We start from the raw sequence: 17,669 nt of genomic DNA, 5'->3' as shown, positions 1-17,669 counted from the left end.
AGCAACGTCCAGCCCAGCTGGTTGCGGGCATCGTCGCGAGACTGATGGCCGAGCTAGTTTACCGAGGAATGACCGACTGATGCAGACCCAGACCAAACGTTACGACTTCACGCCGATTGTCGATCGTCCGCTTGTGTCCTTTCCGAAAAAGGAACGCATAGCGGTCGCGATCTACATCAATTTGGAGCATTTTCCGGAGGACCGGCCTGGCCCGGCGATCGTGCCGCACACCGCGCAATTCATGCCGGACTCACTCAACTACGGCTGGCGAGATTATGGGCAGCGCGTGGGCATTTGGCGGTTGATGGAGACGTTGGACAAGTATGGCTTGCCGGCAAGCGTGTGTCTCAACTCGGATGTTTGTCGCGAGTATCCCCGGGTCGTTGAGGAAGGCGCGAAACGCAAATGGGATTTCATGGGGCACGGACGAAATAACTCCGAAATCGCCAACGGCCTTTCGTTGGAGGAGGAAGCTGCGCTGATCGAGGACACGCTCACGGTCATCGCGGCGGCCACTGGCGAAAAGCCAAAGGGCTGGCTCAGCCCGTTCTTGACGGAGACGCACGCCACGCCGGATCTGCTCGCTGTGCGGGGTATCGAGTATCTGTGCGACTATACGTGTGATGATCTGCCCTTTCAGATGAAAGTGAAGAAGGGGTCTCTTCTGGGAATGCCGTACTCCGTCGAATGCAACGACCTTCCGTCGGTTCTGACGTTCGGTGCGTCCGCGGAAGACTTCGGCCGGATCATACGAGACCAGTTTGACGTCCTTTACGAGGAGGGGGAGCGGCTCCCGAGGGTTCTTCCCATTGCCTTGCATCCCTTTATCACGGGGCAGGCGTTTCGGACGAAGTACCTGGCGGCGGCCCTCGCCTACATCTCGAGCCACAAGGACGTGTGGGTGACGACCAGCGGCGAGATCAACAAGTGGTACCGGCAGCACCATCTGAGGAGTTAGCGGTATCTCGCATTGCGCCGTTCTTTTCCGACATTCCGATCCTGGACAATCCATGGCGGCCGGCCCTTGCGGCTCACGAGGCAGATGATGGCGTTGGGCAGCACGGCTTTGCACACGTCAGCAAACCTACCTCCTGCGTAACTCTCATGAGAAGGACTCACGATGAATCCCGAAACGCTCACGCCCACGATCGTGCTTGTGCACGGAGCCTTCGAAGACGCATCGATCTGGACTAAGGTGATCGAGCGGCTCCAGCGCGCCGGTTACCCAGTCGTCGCTTTTGCCAATCCGTTGCTGGGCGTGGCCGTCGACGCCGCCTACCTGCGCAGCGTGATGGACAGGATCCAGGGCCCCGTGATCCTGGCGGCCCATTCCTACGGCGGCGCCGTCATCACCGAGGCCGGCACGGACCCAAAGGTCAAAGGCCTCGTCTACGCAGCCGCAGTGATGCCCGCGGCAGGGGAGGCTGCGAGCAATCTGCTCGAGCGGTTTCCCGGCAGCACATTCCCCACGTCCGTCGAGGCGGTTGCCTACTCTCTCCCTGACGGAACCAGCGGCACGTATCTCCTTTATCAGGCCGACAAGTTCCACAGCAACGTCGCTGCCGATGTGCCAGCTGGCGAGGCTGCAATGATGCTCGCCACTCAACGTCCTATGAACCTGGCAGCCCTGACCGAGAGGCTGACATCCGCTGCATGGACAAGCAAGCCGAGTTGGCAAATCAGGACCCTGCAGGATCTCGCCATTCCTCTGGCCGAACAGAAGTTCGAAGCCGATCGTGCAAAATCGCACGTCGTTGAGGTGAATGCATCGCATGCCGTCACCGTCTCCAACCCGGACATCGTTGCCGACGTGATCGTACAGGCCGCCCGCGCGGCTGCGAACTAACTGCGATTGACAAAGCGTTGCGCGCGCATGGACCGCAATGGGAGAAGAGGTAGGGAATGACTAGAAAGCCAAAGTGCTGGCAGACCGCGATTGCAGCCTTCAGTGTGATGTTGATCCTGAGCCCGACCATTGCGTCTACGCGGCGGCACAACCAAGGTACCTCGGGCATGATGCAAGGTTCTTCGGATCATGTGGACGCCGTGCCGAGCTACGACGATCCGTCCAAGCAAGGCGGGCAACCTGCGTATTCGGATCCTGTCAAGCCGTTGCCGGAGGTGCACGTTCAGCCGCATGGGCAGTCGTTCGACCCCAATTCCGCAAGTGCTATGGCGGTTCATAGGCGGGTTACCGATCTGGACGAGATGCTGAAATTGCAGGATCAGGAGCTTGATCGAAAGCTGGTTATTTGCCGTCGCTGTTGATCGTTTGCCGCGCCCGGCATGGCGGCACAGCCGCGCTTGTCGACCGCGCGAACGCGCAATCGCCGGCGAACTCGAGAGCTCGCCGGCGACGCGTCGCCGCTCGGCAGAGTGCCACCTAATGCCGGATCAGGCGAACCAGATCCTGCCGCAGCAGGTAGAAGGAGACCGCGAGCAGGACGACATCCTTCATCAGGAAGGGGACGTTACCCGTCATCGCCGGGAAGCCTCCCGCGGCGGCGTCCCAACCCTCCGGCATGAAGGGAATGATCGTAACGGTCGCAATGAAGGTGCCGGTCGAGCCGAGTGCTCCGAGCACGCCGAGTCGGTGGCTCCAGAAGCCCGCGAGCAACAGTGCGCCGAAGGACCATTCCGAGACGCCGAGGAAATAGCTGGCGCCGGCGTGCCCGAACACGGGATAGAGCCACCAGATCAATGGCCCGTTGCCGATGAAGGGGACTAGCCGCTCGAACTCATATGGAAACCACTTCTGATAGCCGAAGAAAAAGAACATGATCACCATCGAGGCGCGGACGACGTGGTAGTCGAGGTCTTCCGCGAGCAGGCCGGAGCCGTTCAGCGCACGGACAATCGGGTTTTCGGCAGTTGCGGCAAGCGTAGTCATGGTCGTGATCCTTTCATGGTTGAGATCTGAAACCTCGCTCAGTGGCTTCACGCGACGGCGGGGAAGTCGATCTCGGTGTCGTTGATGCGGTTGAAGACGTTGGTGAACACGGTGGTCGCGAAGGCGAGGCTGATGTCGACGAGCTGTGCGTCGCTGTACCCGGCAGCCTTGATCGCGGCGTAATCCTTGTCGCTGACCGTGCCGCTGGTGCGCGCGAGCTTGTCGACGAAAGCGACCAGCGCATCACGCTGGGCATCGCCAGTCGGCCGGCCGTCGCGGATCTGCTTCAGCACCTCCGGTGTCAGGCCGACGAGCTTTCCAAGATGGCTGTGGGCGGCGACACAATAGTCACAGCGGGCGGCCTCGCTGATCACCAGCTTGATGATCTCCCTGTCGGACTTGGTCAGGCCTCCGGAGGCGAGCACGGTGTCTGCAGCGAGGATGGCTTTGAGCGCGGCCGGGCCATGGGCGGCGAGCGCCGCAAAGGTGTTCGGCACACTGCCGATGGCCTTCTTGATCTGGGCGTAGACCTGGCCGGACGAGCCGGCATCAGCTTCGAGGTTCCGGACGGGAAGACGGGACATGGTGGCACTCCTTGGTTCGGGTGGCGAACGATTGCGGGGTGACACTATGGTCCGGATATGAGATATTGAATGCTATAAAGACTCTTAAATATGCTCGTTCGTCTCAACTTGGAGGAGGGATGATGGATTGGCTGAGCCGCCTGTTCGAGATGATGCCGGTGCGCGGTCGTCTGGACCTGCGCTGCTCCTATGGCGCGCCCTGGCGGATCGAGCAGGGTCCGGGCGAGGCGAATGAGATTCCCTATCACGCGGTCGTCGGTGGCTCGGCCGTCCTGGAAGACCCGGCCGGCGGCAAGCCGCTGCGGCTGGAGACCGGGGACATTCTCCTGCTGCCGAGCAATCCACGACATGTCATGCACGACGGCGGCGGCGCTGCGCCGCTGAAGGCTCACAACCGCGCGTCACTCAACTTCACGATCAGCGAAAATCCCGGCTCGGACGCCCGGCTCGATTTGTTGTGCGGACATTTTTCGATCGCGCCGCCGCACGACCGCCTGTTGCGCAATTATCTGCCGCCGGTCCTGATCGTACGCGCTGGCGCGCAGGCAGGCGAACGGGACAGTGCCGCGCAGCTCGCGGGCCTCGTTGCCCTGATGCGCGGCGAGACGGCAGATGATCATCTCGGTGGCCACGCGATGCTGAACGCGCTGTCGACGGCGATGTTCGCGCTCGTGCTTCGCCTCGCCAGCGAGACCGGGGACGCGCCGCGCGGGCTGCTCGCGCTCGCGGGTCACCCGCGCCTCGCGCCGGTGGTCGCGGCCATGTTCAACGAGCCTGCGCGTGCATGGACGCTGCCCGAGCTTGCGCAGCTCGCCAACATGTCGCGTGCGACACTTGCCCGTCAGTTTCAGGAGAAGGTCGGACGTTCGCCGAGCGACCTGCTAACCGACATCCGCATGACGCTGGCAACGAATGAATTGAGAAAAGGGTCGATCTCGACCGGAGCGGTCGCGGAAGCGGTCGGCTATCAGTCGGAGGCGGCGTTCCAGCGGGCCTTCAAGAGCCACATGGGCATCACCCCCGCGCAATGGCGAAAGGCGGCGCAGGCTCCAGTGACGATTGACGGGCTGGAGCTCGCGAACGCAGAGGCGATATCGGGTTGAGAATGCCTGGGCCGGCGAACATTTGGTGGCCGGTCCACCTCAGCATCCACGGCAGATGATGAGCTTGCGATCCAGCATCCGATCGCGCTGCTGCTGCTCACGCTCCAAGGCCGACAGAGCATCCGATTGAGGCGCGTCGGCCCGGCTCGGTTGATGGTGGCCGACCGGAGCGAGCCAAGGCAGGTGCGACGTCGGCTCGGCCGAGGCGAGACGCTCCGCGACCCGCGACGGCAGGTCGGGGAGGCCGTCGAGAGAGGTGCTTCGGTCGGTGGCATGTGCGGGCGACAGCAGGCCGATCATGAGAAACCCCGCGACAGCGGAACGGATCGAGCGTGTCTGGTTCGAGCGATGGGACATGGTGGCCCTCCCTTGATGGAGGCTCGGGATGAGCAGCTCCGTTGCGGGCCACAATAGTCGCGGACGTGAAAGGCTGAATGCTGGGCAATCTCGGAGATATGCTCGTTCGTCTCAAAGGCGTCGATGGAGGAGACCGGTCTGCCGTGACCGGTGTTGATACGGTCTTGCGAGTGACGATGCGGACGCCGCGGCCTCTTGCGCAATGCGGTCGCGCCGCCGGGCATGACGATGTCTGGACGCCGCCATACGCTTCAAGCCTTGCGGTAGCCTCGTTCCTGCAGCACCCAGCTATTGCCCCGGCGCCGATCTCGCCTTCGTTCAGAACGCGGAAGTAAAACCCCGCCCGCCCGCTGGACGTCAGCAGCGCCGGCATCTTCGGCTCGTTGGTCCGGATGCCGACGCGATAGCAGGTCACGCGGGGTTGAGTGACCTCGGTCGGCCTGACCGTCTCCGTCCAGATTCAATCGGCCAACCCGACCGCGGCCGCGCACGGGATTTTCCAGATCCCGGTACGTATTGTTCGATTGTTCCACGTGAGGTCACGCGGAAGTCCGACATTCACCGATAGGAGACGCGCCATATGCCGCTCCGTTTCGACGGGCCGGAGCTTTTACCGGCGGGGCGCAGATTCCGCCGGCTAGCTACCGGCCTCGGGGGCCACCTCGGCGACGTCAAGATTGCGATCGGGGCCGTGTGGAACCACCGACTGGCCGGGCTCGAGACGCATCTGCGTGCCATCGAGATGGACGGTTACGATGTCCGGTTCGAAGGACACAAAACTGGAGATGCGGCGGACTTCGTCATAGGCGTCGGGGTAGGACCAAGCCGCCTGGCGTGCATCTCCAATGGAGTAATAGCTGCAGAGACCCTTGTACGGACAGAAGGTCTGAAGCTTCACCGGAGTGAGGGCAGACTCGTCGATATCGGCACGTGGAACGTACCAGCGGGGTGCAAAGCCGGATTCGTAAAGCACCAGCGGCCGCTTCGTATCGGCGATGACCCGACCCTGATGGTTGACCACGAGGTGACGAGAGGTCTGGCGGATGTCGATGCGGTGATAGGGATCGGCGGCGTGACCCACGATGCGTTCGTCCTCCTCGTAGAATGCATCCATGGCTCGCCAAGCGAACGCGATCAGACCGTGCAAATCGCTCGCATGGGCGGGCAGGTCGGTATGCTGCCAGGCTCCTCGCGCCGCGATATGTTGCTCGTCGGCTCGAATGCTGTACCAGGACGTCGGCCCGAGGTCGGCGTGTTGAGTGATGTGCTCGGTGCGTTCCAGCACATGTGGGGAAACATCGGCCTCCGGGAAATAGGCCACAGGATAACGGCCCGGTTCGAACAGCAGGAGGACCTTCTCGCTGTCGGCAATCCAGTGTCCCCCGAAGTGCACGCGCATGCGGCGGCGTAACGGTTCGACGTACAATAGTCGCTTGGGCAGCGACTCGGGGACGAGAAAGCGGCCGATTGCTCCCGTTGAAAGCGGGCCTTGTTGCCAGGACAGTCCCAACTGATCTCTCCCCTTAGCGCATCGTCAGCGGATGCCCGACCTGTTCCCGCCCATTGGTTTCGCCGACACGATCCGATGGCTATATTTCGTCCGCAGCCCGGTTTGGGTTACAGGTCATCCCGCCATTTCTGCGCCGTGATGTCGCCAGCCGAGACGGTTCAGCCAACTGAAATCCGTCATCGATCGGGACGGTGAACTGGAAGACCGCCCCCCGCGGTTCGTTTGCGGTCACCCACAGTCTGCCGCCGTGCGCAACGATGATCGAACGGCATATCGACAGTCCGACACCCAGGCCTCCCGACTTGGTCGTGTAGAACGGTTCGAACAGCCGCGCGAGGCCCTCCGCAGACAGGCCCGGCCCCGAATCCGCGATCGACACCAGTATGCTCTCCCCATCTGCTCGCGCGGTCCGGATCAGCAGTTCGCGCTTGCCCTCCATGGTTCCACTCAACGCCTCGATGGCGTTCAGGATAAGGTTGAGCGTCACCTGCTGCAGCTCCACGCGATCGCCGATGACCTTGGGCAGACGATCGGCGAATGCCGTCCGGATCGAGACGCCGTTCCGCGCTGCTTCGGTTTGCGTGAGCTCAATGACGTGACCGATCACGTTGTTGATCGCCAGGGAATCCCGTTTGGGCGGTGACTTCTTTATCAAATCGCGGATGCGCCCAATGACCTCGCTTGAGCGGATGCCGTTCTCGATGGCGCGTGTCAGCGCCCTGCGCGTCTGCTCCAGCGCCGGCGGTTGATGATCGAGCCAGCTCAATGCTGCCTGCGCGCTGGCGATGACGGCAGTGTTCGGCTGATTGACCTCGTGGGCGATCGACGCCGTCAGTTGTCCCATCACCGCAACGCGATTGGCATGGGCCAGCTCCATCTGAGCCTCGCGATAACGTTGCTCGTTTTCGCGTGCCTCGGTTTCCGCGCGCTTGCGTTCGCTGAGATCCAGCACGAAGGCGACGCCTTGCTCTTGCTCGTCATCGAACAAGGCTCCGCCTGTCAGCACCGGCACCCGGCTGCCGTCCTTGTGGAAGAATGCCTTCTCAAACGGCTTGACGACCCGCGTCGCCTTCAATTCGGCGCGGGCGCGATCGGTACGCTCCTGCCATTCGGGCGGTGTCAGATCTGCCCAGTGCAGCCGGCCTGCGGCGAGATCGTCGCGATCATATCCCAAGGTCTTCAGGAAGGCCTCGTTGGCATCGAGAATGTCGGGGATGTGATCGAAGATGAATATCCCGATGATGTTGGATTCGACGAGCCGGCGGATTCTCGACTCTCGCTCCTGAAGCTCCCGATACAGGCGGGCATTGTCGAGCGAGGTCGCAGCTTCGGACGCGAGAAACTTCAGGATCGCGATCCGGGCAGGGGTGAATGCGCGCGAGGCGAGATTGTTCTCGAGATACAGAAATGCTACCGCCCTGCCTTGCTTGATGAGTGGTACGCATAAGGCTGATCGGACACACTTATTCTTGATGTATTCGTCGTCGCCGAATGCGTCGCTCGTCGAGGCATCGTCGAGCACGATGCTTTCTCGCGTGCGAGCCGTGTAGAGTACGATCGACATCGGCACTTCGGCGGCGGAGATCGGTGAATCGGCAAGATCGAGGGCGACAGAACCGCCACCAGTGACCGCCTCCGCCCGAATTCTCAGCTCGGAACCTCTCGGCAAAATCAGTACGCCGCGTTCCGCACCCGCGTGCTCGATCGCTGAACGAAGCAGGGTTTCCGTGAGCCTCTCCAGCACGATCTCGCCTGAAACGGCCTCCGACACCCTGAGAACCGTCGCGAGGTCCAACTGCTCGACGGGTGCTCCGATCGTGCCTGCGGCGTTGAGCGCGGATCCTCGCTCCCGCAGGCCCGGATAGAGTTCCTCGAGCTGCTGCACCTTCGCCTCGGCGCCCCAGCGCGCGTAGCAATCGCGCGCTCTCATCAGGTAGGACAGAACGACCGTTCGAATGCCGCGCACCTCGTAGAACCGTGCTGCGTGCTCGGCGGCGATCGCCTCAATCTGCACAAATCCGGATTCTTGCGCCAATCGAATCGATTCTTCGTACAGCTGTTCCGCCTCGAGTTCGCGACCCTCGACACGCGCAAGTTCCGCCGTGACGAGCTTCTGCCGGGCGGCGAAGTTCGCTGGGCAGCGGTTGGACCAGACTGTGAGCTTGCGGTGGTGCTCGCGGAGATCGCTGAGGCGTCGCTCGCGATCTTCGGGTCGTGATGCGTGACAAGCCCCGGCATGAGCGAGCGCCGTGTAGAACCGGTATTCGGCAAAGTCCGAATAGGCGCGGGCGCACCAGGAGAGCTCTTCGGCGCGTGTGGCGAGGTCAATCGCGACATCGTCACGTCCTGCAAGGACCTCGATCTGAATTTGCGTCGCGTAGTGGAAGAAGGCGCTTAGTGGCTCGCTCGCATCCGGAGGCTGAAGCGCCGCCGGGCTCTCGAAGCGATGATTGCCATCGCGCCCCGCAAGGCTCCGCGCCAGGTCTCTTTGCCTGACCAGACCCTCCGCTGCCAGTCGGACACCCAACCCCTCTGCGAATGACAAGGCCCGCTCGGCGCTCGAGCAGATTTCCATGAGCGAATCGCCGCAGAAGAGATCCACCGATATCAGTCCGCGATGTGAGTACGCCGCGAAGGCCAGCTCTCCAGTCGTCAAACAGATTGCGAGAGCCCGCTGAATGAATGGCCTTCCCGACCGGATCGGGCGAATCCACGGGGTTACGTGGAGGCCGAATACCAAGAGCGCACGGCCGCTCAATCCCAATTGCGGGTGCCTGTCGGCAAGGGCTGCGCCAAATTGCGACAGGCGGAATCCCAATTCGGCATCGGTTGAGCTACTCGCGAGCACGCCGAATATCGCGGTCAGCGGATAGCACGCTTCGGGGCTGATCCCGTGCTCGATCGTCAGCCGAGTGGCCTCTACGAGCATGATGTCGGACAGGTTGCGATCGGTGAGAAACGCAGGTGTGAGGAGATCGGCCAAGACGCACATCGTTGCGCGATGATTTGGATCGGTCATCGGCGGCAGAGCATGAAGCTCGCCGTCGGACAGCCTTTCGGCCAAACTCCGCAGGCGTCGCCGATCTTCATCCACCTCGCTTCGCTCCGGATGAGGGAGCCAGTCGATGCCGACCTTGTGCAAGAATGCAAGGCAGACGTCGACCGCCGGCTCGAGCTGCCCCGCAGCGGTGTACAACTGCGCCTGAAGTCTGGCGACCGCAGCGCTTGCCTGAATGTCCGATCGGCTCTGTGACAGGATCGCCAATTCCGCTTTGGATGTGGTCAAGTCTCCAAGCAGAAACTTGCATTCGGCGTGCAGCAGGCCAATCGCGAAGGCGTCCTGGCTGCACCGCGGATGTCCTTCCTCTCCGAGCAGCGCGCGGGCGGTTTCAAGGTAGGTTGTTGCCGCATGGTAAGCCGTTGCATTTCGCGCACGCCGACCCGCGTCAAGATTGATGGCAATGACCTGATTGCGTTCGGCGTCCCCTGCCAAAGCGGCGATGCCACGGTTGAGTTGGTTGGCAACGATATAGACGCGCTCGTTGGTCTCGTCAGGCGTGAGCTGTGCCGCCAAGGCCATGCCGATCCGAAGGTGCAAGGCCGTTCGCCTGTCCTGGTCCGGTTCAAGCGCATAAGCGGCCTCTTGCACGCGATCGTGCACGAACGCATAGGAGTTCTTGAGGCGTCGAACCAGCTCGAGACGCGTCGCGTCTCGCATATCCGCGTGAAGCGTCTGCTCCGATCCTCCGTGCACAAGGCAGAGCATTGCGACCTCGGCGCTGCTGCCCAAACAGGCGAGCTCGAGCAGGGCCTGACGTGTCTTGTCGCGCAAGCCGCTCAGCTTGCCGACCATGAGATCTGCGACGTTTTCGGCGTAGCTCTTGTCCTTGATGCGTTCGAGTTCCCAGTGCCATTGCCTTTTGTCATGATCGAAGATCAGTAGCTTTTCTTCGGCCAGCGCCTGCAGGAACTGCGTGAGAAAGAACGGATTGCCTCCCGTCTTCTCGTATACCAGCTCGGCCATCGGCATGGCGTATGCAGGCTCGCAGCGAAGTGCATCCGCGGTGAACTCCCAGACCGCATCGCGAGTGAGGGGGGCGAGGTCGACTTCTCGAACGCGTTTACGGGACGCGCGAATTTCCAGGAGCCATTGTGCCAGCAGATGTTTGGCGTCGACATCGTTGGGTCGATACGCGGCGACGAGAAGCAGATTCCGCAAGTCGGATCTGTTTAGAAGATCCTCTATCAGTTCCAATGTGGCTACGTCGAGCCACTGCAGGTCGTCGAGGAAGAGCACAAGGGGCTGGTGAGGTTTGGCGAAAATGGCAACGAAGCGTCGAACGACGAGTTGGAAGCGCCGTTGTGCATCTTGCGGGGAGGTCTCCGGGACCGGCGGTTGATCCCCGATCACTAGCCGCAGCTCCGGTACGAGATCGACCATCAGTTGACCGAGATGACCCAGCGCGTCGCGCAGTGCGCGACGCCAAGGTGCCAGCTGGGCATCATTCTTGGCGAGAAGGCCCCGGATGAGGCCCTGAAGAGCATGCGCGAGGGTCGCGTAAGGCATATCGCGCCTGTGCTGATCGAATTTGCCCGACGCGAAGAACCCTCCCAAGGGGATCAAGGCCTTGTGCATTTCGTCGACGAGAGCAGACTTGCCGATACCCGAGGGGCCGGACACCAGGATCAACTCGGGCGTGCCGATCCGGGCGACGCGATCGTATGAGGTAAGCAACGCCTCGATCTCGTGTGCCCTACCGTATAGCCGTTCGGGAATCAGCAGGCGGTCGGATGTATCGGTTTGAGCCAGAACGAAATCGTCGATCCGTCCCTGCGCTTCCCATTCGACGACTGACCGTTCGAGGTCGTTCTTGAGGCCGACGGCGGTCTGGTAGCGATCCTCGGCCGTCTTGGCGAGAAGCTTCATGATGATCGCCGACACGACGCGTGGAACGCCATTGACCCGTTCGGCAGGCGGAACGGCTCGTCTCGCGACATGGCTGTGCACCCATTCCATCGGATTGGCGGCGGTGAACGGCAGTGCGCCAGTGAGCATTCGGTAGAACGTCACGCCGAGTGCATACAGATCGCTGCGGGAATCGACCGACCGGTTCATGCGGCCTGTCTGCTCGGGTGCCATGTAGGCCAGCGTGCCCGCGATGGTCTCGGGCGGTTCGAGCCGTTGTCGCTCGCGCGGCAAGCGAGATGCCAGGCCGAAGCCGGTAATCCTGACTTCGTCCGCTCCAGTCACCAGAATATTTGCCGGCTTCAGATCCTTGTGGATCAGTCCCCGCCGATGGAGCTGGTCGACGGCGATGGTCATGGCGAGAGCCAATCGCAAAGTGCGGTCCAGCGGCATCGGCGCGCCGAGCAGTTGCTGCTCGAGCGGCTCGCCGCCGGGATCCTGCAATATCAGCAGGGTTCGGCCGCCGTCGCGGATCAGCTCCAGCGGCCGTACGGCGCAAGTCCCATCGAGCTCGTCGCGCAATGCGTATTCATGGGCAAGCCGGTCGAGGATCGCGGCAGGCGGGTATTCCGCGGCGGCCCTAACGATCAGGACATTCTTGACGTTGCCGTCGGCGCCCCGGCGCCGTTCGCGGCAAAAGATGCGCTCGCCGTCGTCCCAAGAGGCGTTGAGACCGGCATCGCCGTAGGTGGGAATCCGCGAGGATACGTGCATCTGCCGGACTCCGGAACTAGCCGGCCACTCGGTTGAAAACGCTGGATAGGTGTTTGCTTATCCCGTTCGAGAACGTACTCCCAACACCAGTCCCCGACAATCGCCGGGATCGGAGCCATGACATGAGCCGCATTCCGTTCGGACCAGACTGGTCGAGTCCAGCCCCGACCGGTATCTTCAAGGGTTGTTCCGATGCGATCTGATCGACAATTCCGCTCAACCACGGATGATGTATCTTCGCCGCCTGGTCGCGGATGTCGGAGCGTGGCTCAGCCATCTGCAAAGTCGTCATCGATTGGTACGGTGAACTGAAATACGGCTCCGCGCGGTTCGTTTGCAGCCGCCCATAGTCTGCCGCCATGCGCAACGATGATCGAATGGCATATCGACAGTCCGACACCCAGGCCGCCCGACTTGGTCGTATAGAAGGGTTCGAACAGCCGTGCGTGACCCTCTGCAGACAAGCCCGGGCCTGAATCCGCGATCGATACGAGTATGCTGTCGGCATCTGCTCTAGCGGTCTGGATCAATAGCTCGCGCTTGCCCTCCGTGGTTCCGCTGATCGCTTCGATGGCGTTCAGGATCAGGTTGAGTGTCACCTGCTGCAGTTCAACGCGATCGCCGATGACCTTGGGCAGACGATCGGCGAAGGCCATCTGGATCGAGACACCGTTCCGCGCCGCTTCAGCCTGCGTGAGCTCGATGACGTGACCGATCACGTTGTTGATCGCCAGGGAATCCCGCTTGGGCGGTGACTTTTTGATGAGGTCGCGGATACGTCCAATGACCTCACTGGAGCGGATACCGTTCTCGATGGTGCGCGTCAGTGCCCTGCGCGCCTGCTCCAGCGCCGGCGGGCGGTGATCGAGCCAGCTCAATGCCGCCTGCGCGCTGGCGATAATCGCGGTGTTCGGCTGATTGACCTCGTGGGCGATCGACGCCGTCAGCTGGCCCATCACCGCGACACGGTTGGCGTGGGCGAGTTCCATCTGGGCCTCGCGGTAACGCTGCTCACGCTCCTGAAGCTCCCGGTACAGACGCGCATTGTCGAGCGACGTCGCGGCCTCGGACGCGAGAAATTTGAGAAGAGCGACCCTTGCCGGCGTAAATACAGCCTTGGCAAGATTGTTCTCGAGATACAGCAGAGCGACCAGGCTGCCTTGCTTCGTGAGCGGAATGACCAGAATCGACCGGGCGCTCTTGAGCTGGATGTAGCGATCCGCTCTGAAGGCTCCACTTTCCGCAGCATCGTCGAGAATAGCGCTCTCATGCGTGCGGGCCGCGTACAGGACGAGCGACTCCGGGATCTCCACCTGGGAAATCGGTCGATCGCACAGATCGACATTGATCTGAACTCCCCGGGTCGACGCTTCCGCGCGGATCCGCAGCTCCGCGTCCCGTTGCAAGATCAGCAGTCCTCGTTCAGCACCGGCGTGCTCGATGGTCGTGCGCATCAAAATGTCGATCAGCTTCTCGAGGACGATCTCTCCGGAAACAGCCTCCGAGACTTTCAGGGCCGCTACGAGGTCCAGATGTCCGATCGGTGCACCGATCGTATCGGTCGCGGTCAGGACGGGTGCGTTCTCCGCAAGGTGCGGATACACGTCGTCGATCTGCCGTACCTTGCCATCGGCTCCCCATCGGGCATAGGCGTCGCGCGCGCTCCAACGGTATATATTGGCGAACGCGTCATAATCGCGAGCCGCATAGAAGTTCGCAGCGAGCTCGTAGGCGAGGCCCTCTTCCGCAGCGAGCCCGTTTGTGCGGGCGGAGCGAACCGCGTGTTCGTAGAGGCGCATCGCATCGGAGTCGCGGCCCTCCAGCCGGGCGATTTCGGCACCGACCAGCGCCGCACAATGCTCGAAATTGTCAGGGCAATTCTCCGCCCAGGTTCGGAGTTGCCGGTGATGCGCGGCTATGGTGTCGATGCGCCGGTGGCCGGCGGCGATCGTTTCCGGAAGTGCAGCCAGAGAAAGCGCAGCATAGAAATGATACGAAGCGGCCTCCGCGGGAGTCAGTGGGGTCCATCGTCGCCGCTGCAGCTTTGACAGGATGTCGACCGCTGATGCGCGGTCGCCAGCAAGGAAGCGCGCCCGAAGCTTGAGGATCCAGTAAATGCACTCCGCGCGCCACAAATTCGGGTTGGCGGCGAAGTGTTCTTCGATCCGAAGCTCGTCGAACTGCTCGTCGTCGAAGGAGCCGAATCTCGGCGTCAACCCGCGCAGGGTCCGGAACAGTCCAAGTTGCGCGGCGATGATGTCCTCGATGAACCCGAACCCCATCTTCCGGGCGAAGGCGAGGCCAGTCTCGGCCTCGCTCAGAACCTCGACCAGTGGATCGCCTGCCTGGAACAAATTGCCATTCAGGTTGCTGCAACTGTAGGCCGCATATGTTAGATCGCCGCTCCTGTGCGCACTTTCGAAAGCGCGGCGAAGGAGATCGCGCGCGGCCCTGAAGTGTCTCGTCCACGGCACGACGTGTGCGCCAAATATCAGATAGGTTGCAGCCTGGAAGCGAGACATTCCGCGCTGCTCGACCAATTCATAGCCGAGTTCTCCGAAGCGAAAGCCGGACTTGTAGTCGCCGAATTGCAGGCCGGCCACCATTCCGAGCTGCACATAAGCAACGCACGACCCGTCGCTGTGACCCCATTCGAGGCCGAGATTGACGGCCCGGCAGATCGTGAGGGAAAGGAGGTTCATATCAGTGAAGAGGGCAGGCGGCAGGAGTTTGGTCAGAACATCCATGGTCGCAAGAGAGGCCGGGTCGCTCATCAATGGCAGCTTGACGAGGTCTTCGATGCTGCGCTCCCCAATGCCCGACCAGATAAGATCATACTCGCGGCGCGCCTGCGCTTCCGTCGGGTTGGGAGACCAGTGCACGCCTAGCCGCCGCAGGTACCCCAGGCCAACATCGACGGCCCGGCTGGACTGGCCGAGCGTCGTATAGACATCCATGCGCAGGCACGCGACGGCGGCCTGTTCGAGCGAATTGGCCGCGCGCGTCGCCAGTGCAGCCAGGCGATCGTCCGCGACGGCTGGTTCGCCGGTCAGGAACTCGCATGTGGCCCGATTCATTTCCAGCGTGAAGGCAAGCTCGTGCCGCCGCGCCCAGCAATCGGCGCTCAAGAGCCCGCTTCCGGTGGCAAGATAGGCAAGTGCCGAGCTGTAGGCCGAGGATGCCTTGGCGCGCTGGCCAGCAATCAAGTTGAGCTCGGCGATTTGCTCGCGGTCGCCTGGAGAGCCGACGAGGGGAAGGCCGCGGTTGAGCTGGTTGACGATATCGAAGATCGCCGTCTCGCGCTGCTCGGGTGGCGTGCGTGCCACCAGGAGCCGGCCGATTCGCAAGTGCGACGCAGGCCTCTCGGACTCGGGAATAAGTGCGTAGGCGGCTTCTTGCACCCGGTCGTGCACGAACCTGCAGTGCCGGCCCTGAAGCTCGACAAGCTCGAGACGCACCGCGTCGATGAGATCCAGCTGGACCTGCTGTTCCGACCTGCCCAGCATCAATGACAGAGTCGGGATCTCGGCGCTGCTGCCGAGGCATGCAAGCGTCTGCAAGGCCATCCGCGTTTCGTCGGGCAGGCGGCTCAGCTTGCGGATCATCAAGTCGACGACGTTTTCGGTATAGCCTTTGGCGTGGATGCGCTCCAGGTCCCACTGCCATTGGCTCATCTCGTGATCGAAGGCCAACAACCCTTCTTCCGAGAGTGCGTGCAGGAACTGGATCAGGAAGAATGGATTGCCGCCAGTCTTCTCATGAACCAGCTGCGCCAATGGCGCGGCGCGCGCCGTCTCGGAGCGAAGCGCATCCACGATGAAATGTTCGGCGTCGGCGCCATTGAGGGAGGCCAGGCTGAGTGTCCGGACGAGCGCGCCCGAATCGTGAATTGCGGCGAGCTTGCGCCTCAGCGGATGGTCGGCATCGATCTCATTGCTGCGATAGGCGCCGATCAGCAAGACATGTTGCAGGTCCGATCGGGTCAGCAGCTCTTCAAGCAGATCGAGCGTCGCAGCGTCCAGCCACTGCAAATCGTCGAGGAAGAGCACAAGCGGCCGGTCCGGTCGCGCGAAGACGCCGATGAAGCGCTGCAGGACGAGTTGGAATCGTCGCCGGGCGTCTTGCGGCGATGCCTCTGGGACCGGCGGTTGATGGCCGATGACCAGTTTCAATTCCGGCACCAGATCGACAACCAGCTGGCTGTTGGGCGTCAATGCTTCGCAGATGGTATCGCGCCACGCTGCGAGTTCGGCCTCGTCCTTCGCAAGGAGACGACGGACGATGTTTTGAAAGGCCTGCGCGAGTGTCGCATAGGGGATGTCGCGCTTGTACTGATCGAACTTGCCCGAGGCGAAGAGGCCGCCAAGCGGGACCAAGGCTCTGTGCAATTCGTGGACAACGGCGGACTTGCCGATACCGGCATAGCCCGAGATCAAGACGAGCTCGGGCGTTCCGCTCCGGGCGACGCGGTCGAACGAGGCGAGCAAGGCCTCGATCTCGTGTTCCCTGCCGTATAGCCGCTCGGGAATCATGAGGCGGTCCGGTCGGTCCGCTTCGCCGGGCGTGAAGCCGTCGATCCGCCCTCGCGCCTGCCATTCAGCAAGGCAGTGCGCGAGGTCGCTCTTGAGGCCGGCTGCGGTCTGGTAGCGGTCCTCGGTGGTCTTGGCGAGGAGCTTCATGATGATCGCCGACACGGCGTCGGGCACGTCACTGCGCCGTTCGGCGGGCGGAATGGCCCGTCTCGCAATATGGCTGTGTACCCATTCCATCGGATTGGCCGCGGTGAACGGCAATGCGCCCGTGAGCATCCGGTAGAGCGTCACGCCGATTGCGTACAGATCGCTGCGGGAATCGATGGACCGGTTCATGCGGCCGGTCTGCTCGGGCGCCATATAGGCCAGCGTGCCCGCGATGGTCTCTGGTGGTTCGAGCTGTTGTCGCTCGCGCGGCAGGCGAGTTGCGAGGCCGAATCCAGTGATCCTGATCTCGTCCGCTCCGGTCACCAAGAGATTTGCGGGCTTCACGTCCTTGTGGATCAGACCTCGCCGATGGAGCTGGTCGACGGTGGTGCTGATGGCGAGAGCCAATCGCAAAAAGCGGTCCAGCGTCATCGGCGTGCCTAGCTGCCGCTCGAGCGGCTCGCTGCCGGGATCTTCCAATATCAGCAAGGTCCGACCGCCGTCGCGGATCAGGTCCAGCGGCCGTACGGCCCAGGTCCGATCGAGCTCGTCGCGCAAGGCGTATTCATGGGCGAGCCGGTCGAGGACCGCGGCCGGCGGATGCTCCGAAGCGGCCCTTACGATCAGGACACTGCTGACGTTGCCATCGGCGTCCCGGCGCAATTCGCGGCAAAAGACGCGCTCCCCGTCGTCCCACAGAAGTTCGAGACCGGCATCGCCGTGCGTGGGGATTGGCGAGGACACATTCATCTGCCGGACTCCGGAGCCGGCCGGCCGCCTCGTGGTGAAGGCCCGCCAAGCGTCCAATCGCCCCCTCATCACCCTACTCCCCGGAAAAGTCACCCACAACGGCAACCATCAGAGCG

At 62.4% G+C, this 17,669-nt stretch carries 10 protein-coding genes and 1 pseudogene; 4 read left to right on the top strand and 7 right to left on the bottom strand.

Annotation, left to right across the window (positions count from 1 at the left end):
- The first annotated feature begins 79 nt into the window (after window positions 1–79).
- From BRAGE_RS49245 to BRAGE_RS49240, 3 genes are all read left to right on the top strand, one after another.
- Window positions 80–958, top strand: a complete 879-nt coding sequence (locus tag BRAGE_RS49245; RefSeq protein WP_035730057.1) for a polysaccharide deacetylase family protein — start codon at window positions 80–82, stop codon at window positions 956–958.
- 162 nt (window positions 959–1,120) lie between these two features.
- Window positions 1,121–1,846, top strand: a complete 726-nt coding sequence (locus tag BRAGE_RS0125675) for an alpha/beta fold hydrolase (RefSeq protein ID WP_027558332.1) — start codon at window positions 1,121–1,123, stop codon at window positions 1,844–1,846.
- 56 nt (window positions 1,847–1,902) lie between these two features.
- Window positions 1,903–2,268 carry a hypothetical protein gene (locus tag BRAGE_RS49240; RefSeq protein WP_141262954.1) on the top strand — a complete coding sequence of 122 codons (366 nt, stop codon included), beginning with the start codon at window positions 1,903–1,905 and terminating at the stop codon, window positions 2,266–2,268.
- Between the two features lie 115 nt (window positions 2,269–2,383).
- On the opposite strand, the gene BRAGE_RS0125665 is transcribed toward BRAGE_RS49240, so the two are convergent.
- Both BRAGE_RS0125665 and BRAGE_RS0125660 read right to left on the bottom strand, forming a co-directional pair.
- A complete protein-coding gene (locus BRAGE_RS0125665) occupies window positions 2,384–2,890 on the bottom strand; it encodes a YkgB family protein (RefSeq protein WP_027558333.1) in 507 nt (168 codons plus the stop codon).
- A gap of 47 nt (window positions 2,891–2,937) precedes the next feature.
- Window positions 2,938–3,474 carry a carboxymuconolactone decarboxylase family protein gene (locus tag BRAGE_RS0125660; protein WP_027558334.1) on the bottom strand — a complete coding sequence of 179 codons (537 nt, stop codon included), beginning with the start codon at window positions 3,472–3,474 and terminating at the stop codon, window positions 2,938–2,940.
- Window positions 3,475–3,596: 122 nt separating this feature from the next.
- Here BRAGE_RS0125660 and BRAGE_RS49235 point away from each other — a divergent pair, with 122 nt between their 5' ends.
- Window positions 3,597–4,577 carry an AraC family transcriptional regulator gene (locus BRAGE_RS49235; RefSeq protein ID WP_051378512.1) on the top strand — a complete coding sequence of 327 codons (981 nt, stop codon included), beginning with the start codon at window positions 3,597–3,599 and terminating at the stop codon, window positions 4,575–4,577.
- 39 nt (window positions 4,578–4,616) lie between these two features.
- On the opposite strand, the gene BRAGE_RS54780 is transcribed toward BRAGE_RS49235, so the two are convergent.
- The 5 genes and pseudogenes from BRAGE_RS54780 to BRAGE_RS0125635 form a co-directional block, all read right to left on the bottom strand.
- Window positions 4,617–4,934: a hypothetical protein gene (locus tag BRAGE_RS54780; protein ID WP_036055654.1), complete on the bottom strand. Its 318-nt coding sequence runs from the start codon at window positions 4,932–4,934 to the stop codon at window positions 4,617–4,619.
- Between the two features lie 295 nt (window positions 4,935–5,229).
- Window positions 5,230–5,514: pseudogene (locus BRAGE_RS56895) on the bottom strand (MOSC domain-containing protein); the annotation flags it as partial.
- Window positions 5,515–5,571: 57 nt separating this feature from the next.
- Window positions 5,572–6,444, bottom strand: coding sequence for a DUF427 domain-containing protein (locus BRAGE_RS0125645; RefSeq protein ID WP_027558335.1), 873 nt, complete (start codon window positions 6,442–6,444; stop codon window positions 5,572–5,574).
- Window positions 6,445–6,523: 79 nt separating this feature from the next.
- Window positions 6,524–12,124: a trifunctional serine/threonine-protein kinase/ATP-binding protein/sensor histidine kinase gene (locus BRAGE_RS49225; RefSeq protein WP_063617167.1), complete on the bottom strand. Its 5,601-nt coding sequence runs from the start codon at window positions 12,122–12,124 to the stop codon at window positions 6,524–6,526.
- A gap of 269 nt (window positions 12,125–12,393) precedes the next feature.
- Window positions 12,394–17,553: a trifunctional serine/threonine-protein kinase/ATP-binding protein/sensor histidine kinase gene (locus BRAGE_RS0125635; protein WP_051378025.1), complete on the bottom strand. Its 5,160-nt coding sequence runs from the start codon at window positions 17,551–17,553 to the stop codon at window positions 12,394–12,396.
- Window positions 17,554–17,669 lie beyond the last annotated feature (116 nt).

The organism is Bradyrhizobium genosp. SA-4 str. CB756, from assembly GCF_000473125.1.
GTDB classification, from domain to species: Bacteria; Pseudomonadota; Alphaproteobacteria; order Rhizobiales; family Xanthobacteraceae; genus Bradyrhizobium; species Bradyrhizobium arachidis.
Note: the sequence above shows the minus strand (reverse complement) of the source record. Positions and strands in the feature narration are given on the sequence as shown.

Excerpts from the sequence above, each read along its gene's own strand:
- BRAGE_RS49245 (WP_035730057.1), top strand. The coding sequence starts at position 80 with ATGCAGACCCAGACCAAACGTTACGACTTCACGCCGATTGTCGATCGT.
- BRAGE_RS0125675 (WP_027558332.1), top strand. The coding sequence starts at position 1,121 with ATGAATCCCGAAACGCTCACGCCCACGATCGTGCTTGTGCACGGAGCC.
- BRAGE_RS49240 (WP_141262954.1), top strand. The coding sequence starts at position 1,903 with ATGACTAGAAAGCCAAAGTGCTGGCAGACCGCGATTGCAGCCTTCAGT.
- BRAGE_RS0125665 (WP_027558333.1), bottom strand. The coding sequence starts at position 2,890 with ATGACTACGCTTGCCGCAACTGCCGAAAACCCGATTGTCCGTGCGCTG.
- BRAGE_RS0125660 (WP_027558334.1), bottom strand. The coding sequence starts at position 3,474 with ATGTCCCGTCTTCCCGTCCGGAACCTCGAAGCTGATGCCGGCTCGTCC.
- BRAGE_RS49235 (WP_051378512.1), top strand. The coding sequence starts at position 3,597 with ATGGATTGGCTGAGCCGCCTGTTCGAGATGATGCCGGTGCGCGGTCGT.
- BRAGE_RS54780 (WP_036055654.1), bottom strand. The coding sequence starts at position 4,934 with ATGTCCCATCGCTCGAACCAGACACGCTCGATCCGTTCCGCTGTCGCG.
- BRAGE_RS49225 (WP_063617167.1), bottom strand. The coding sequence starts at position 12,124 with ATGCACGTATCCTCGCGGATTCCCACCTACGGCGATGCCGGTCTCAAC.
- BRAGE_RS0125635 (WP_051378025.1), bottom strand. The coding sequence starts at position 17,553 with ATGAATGTGTCCTCGCCAATCCCCACGCACGGCGATGCCGGTCTCGAA.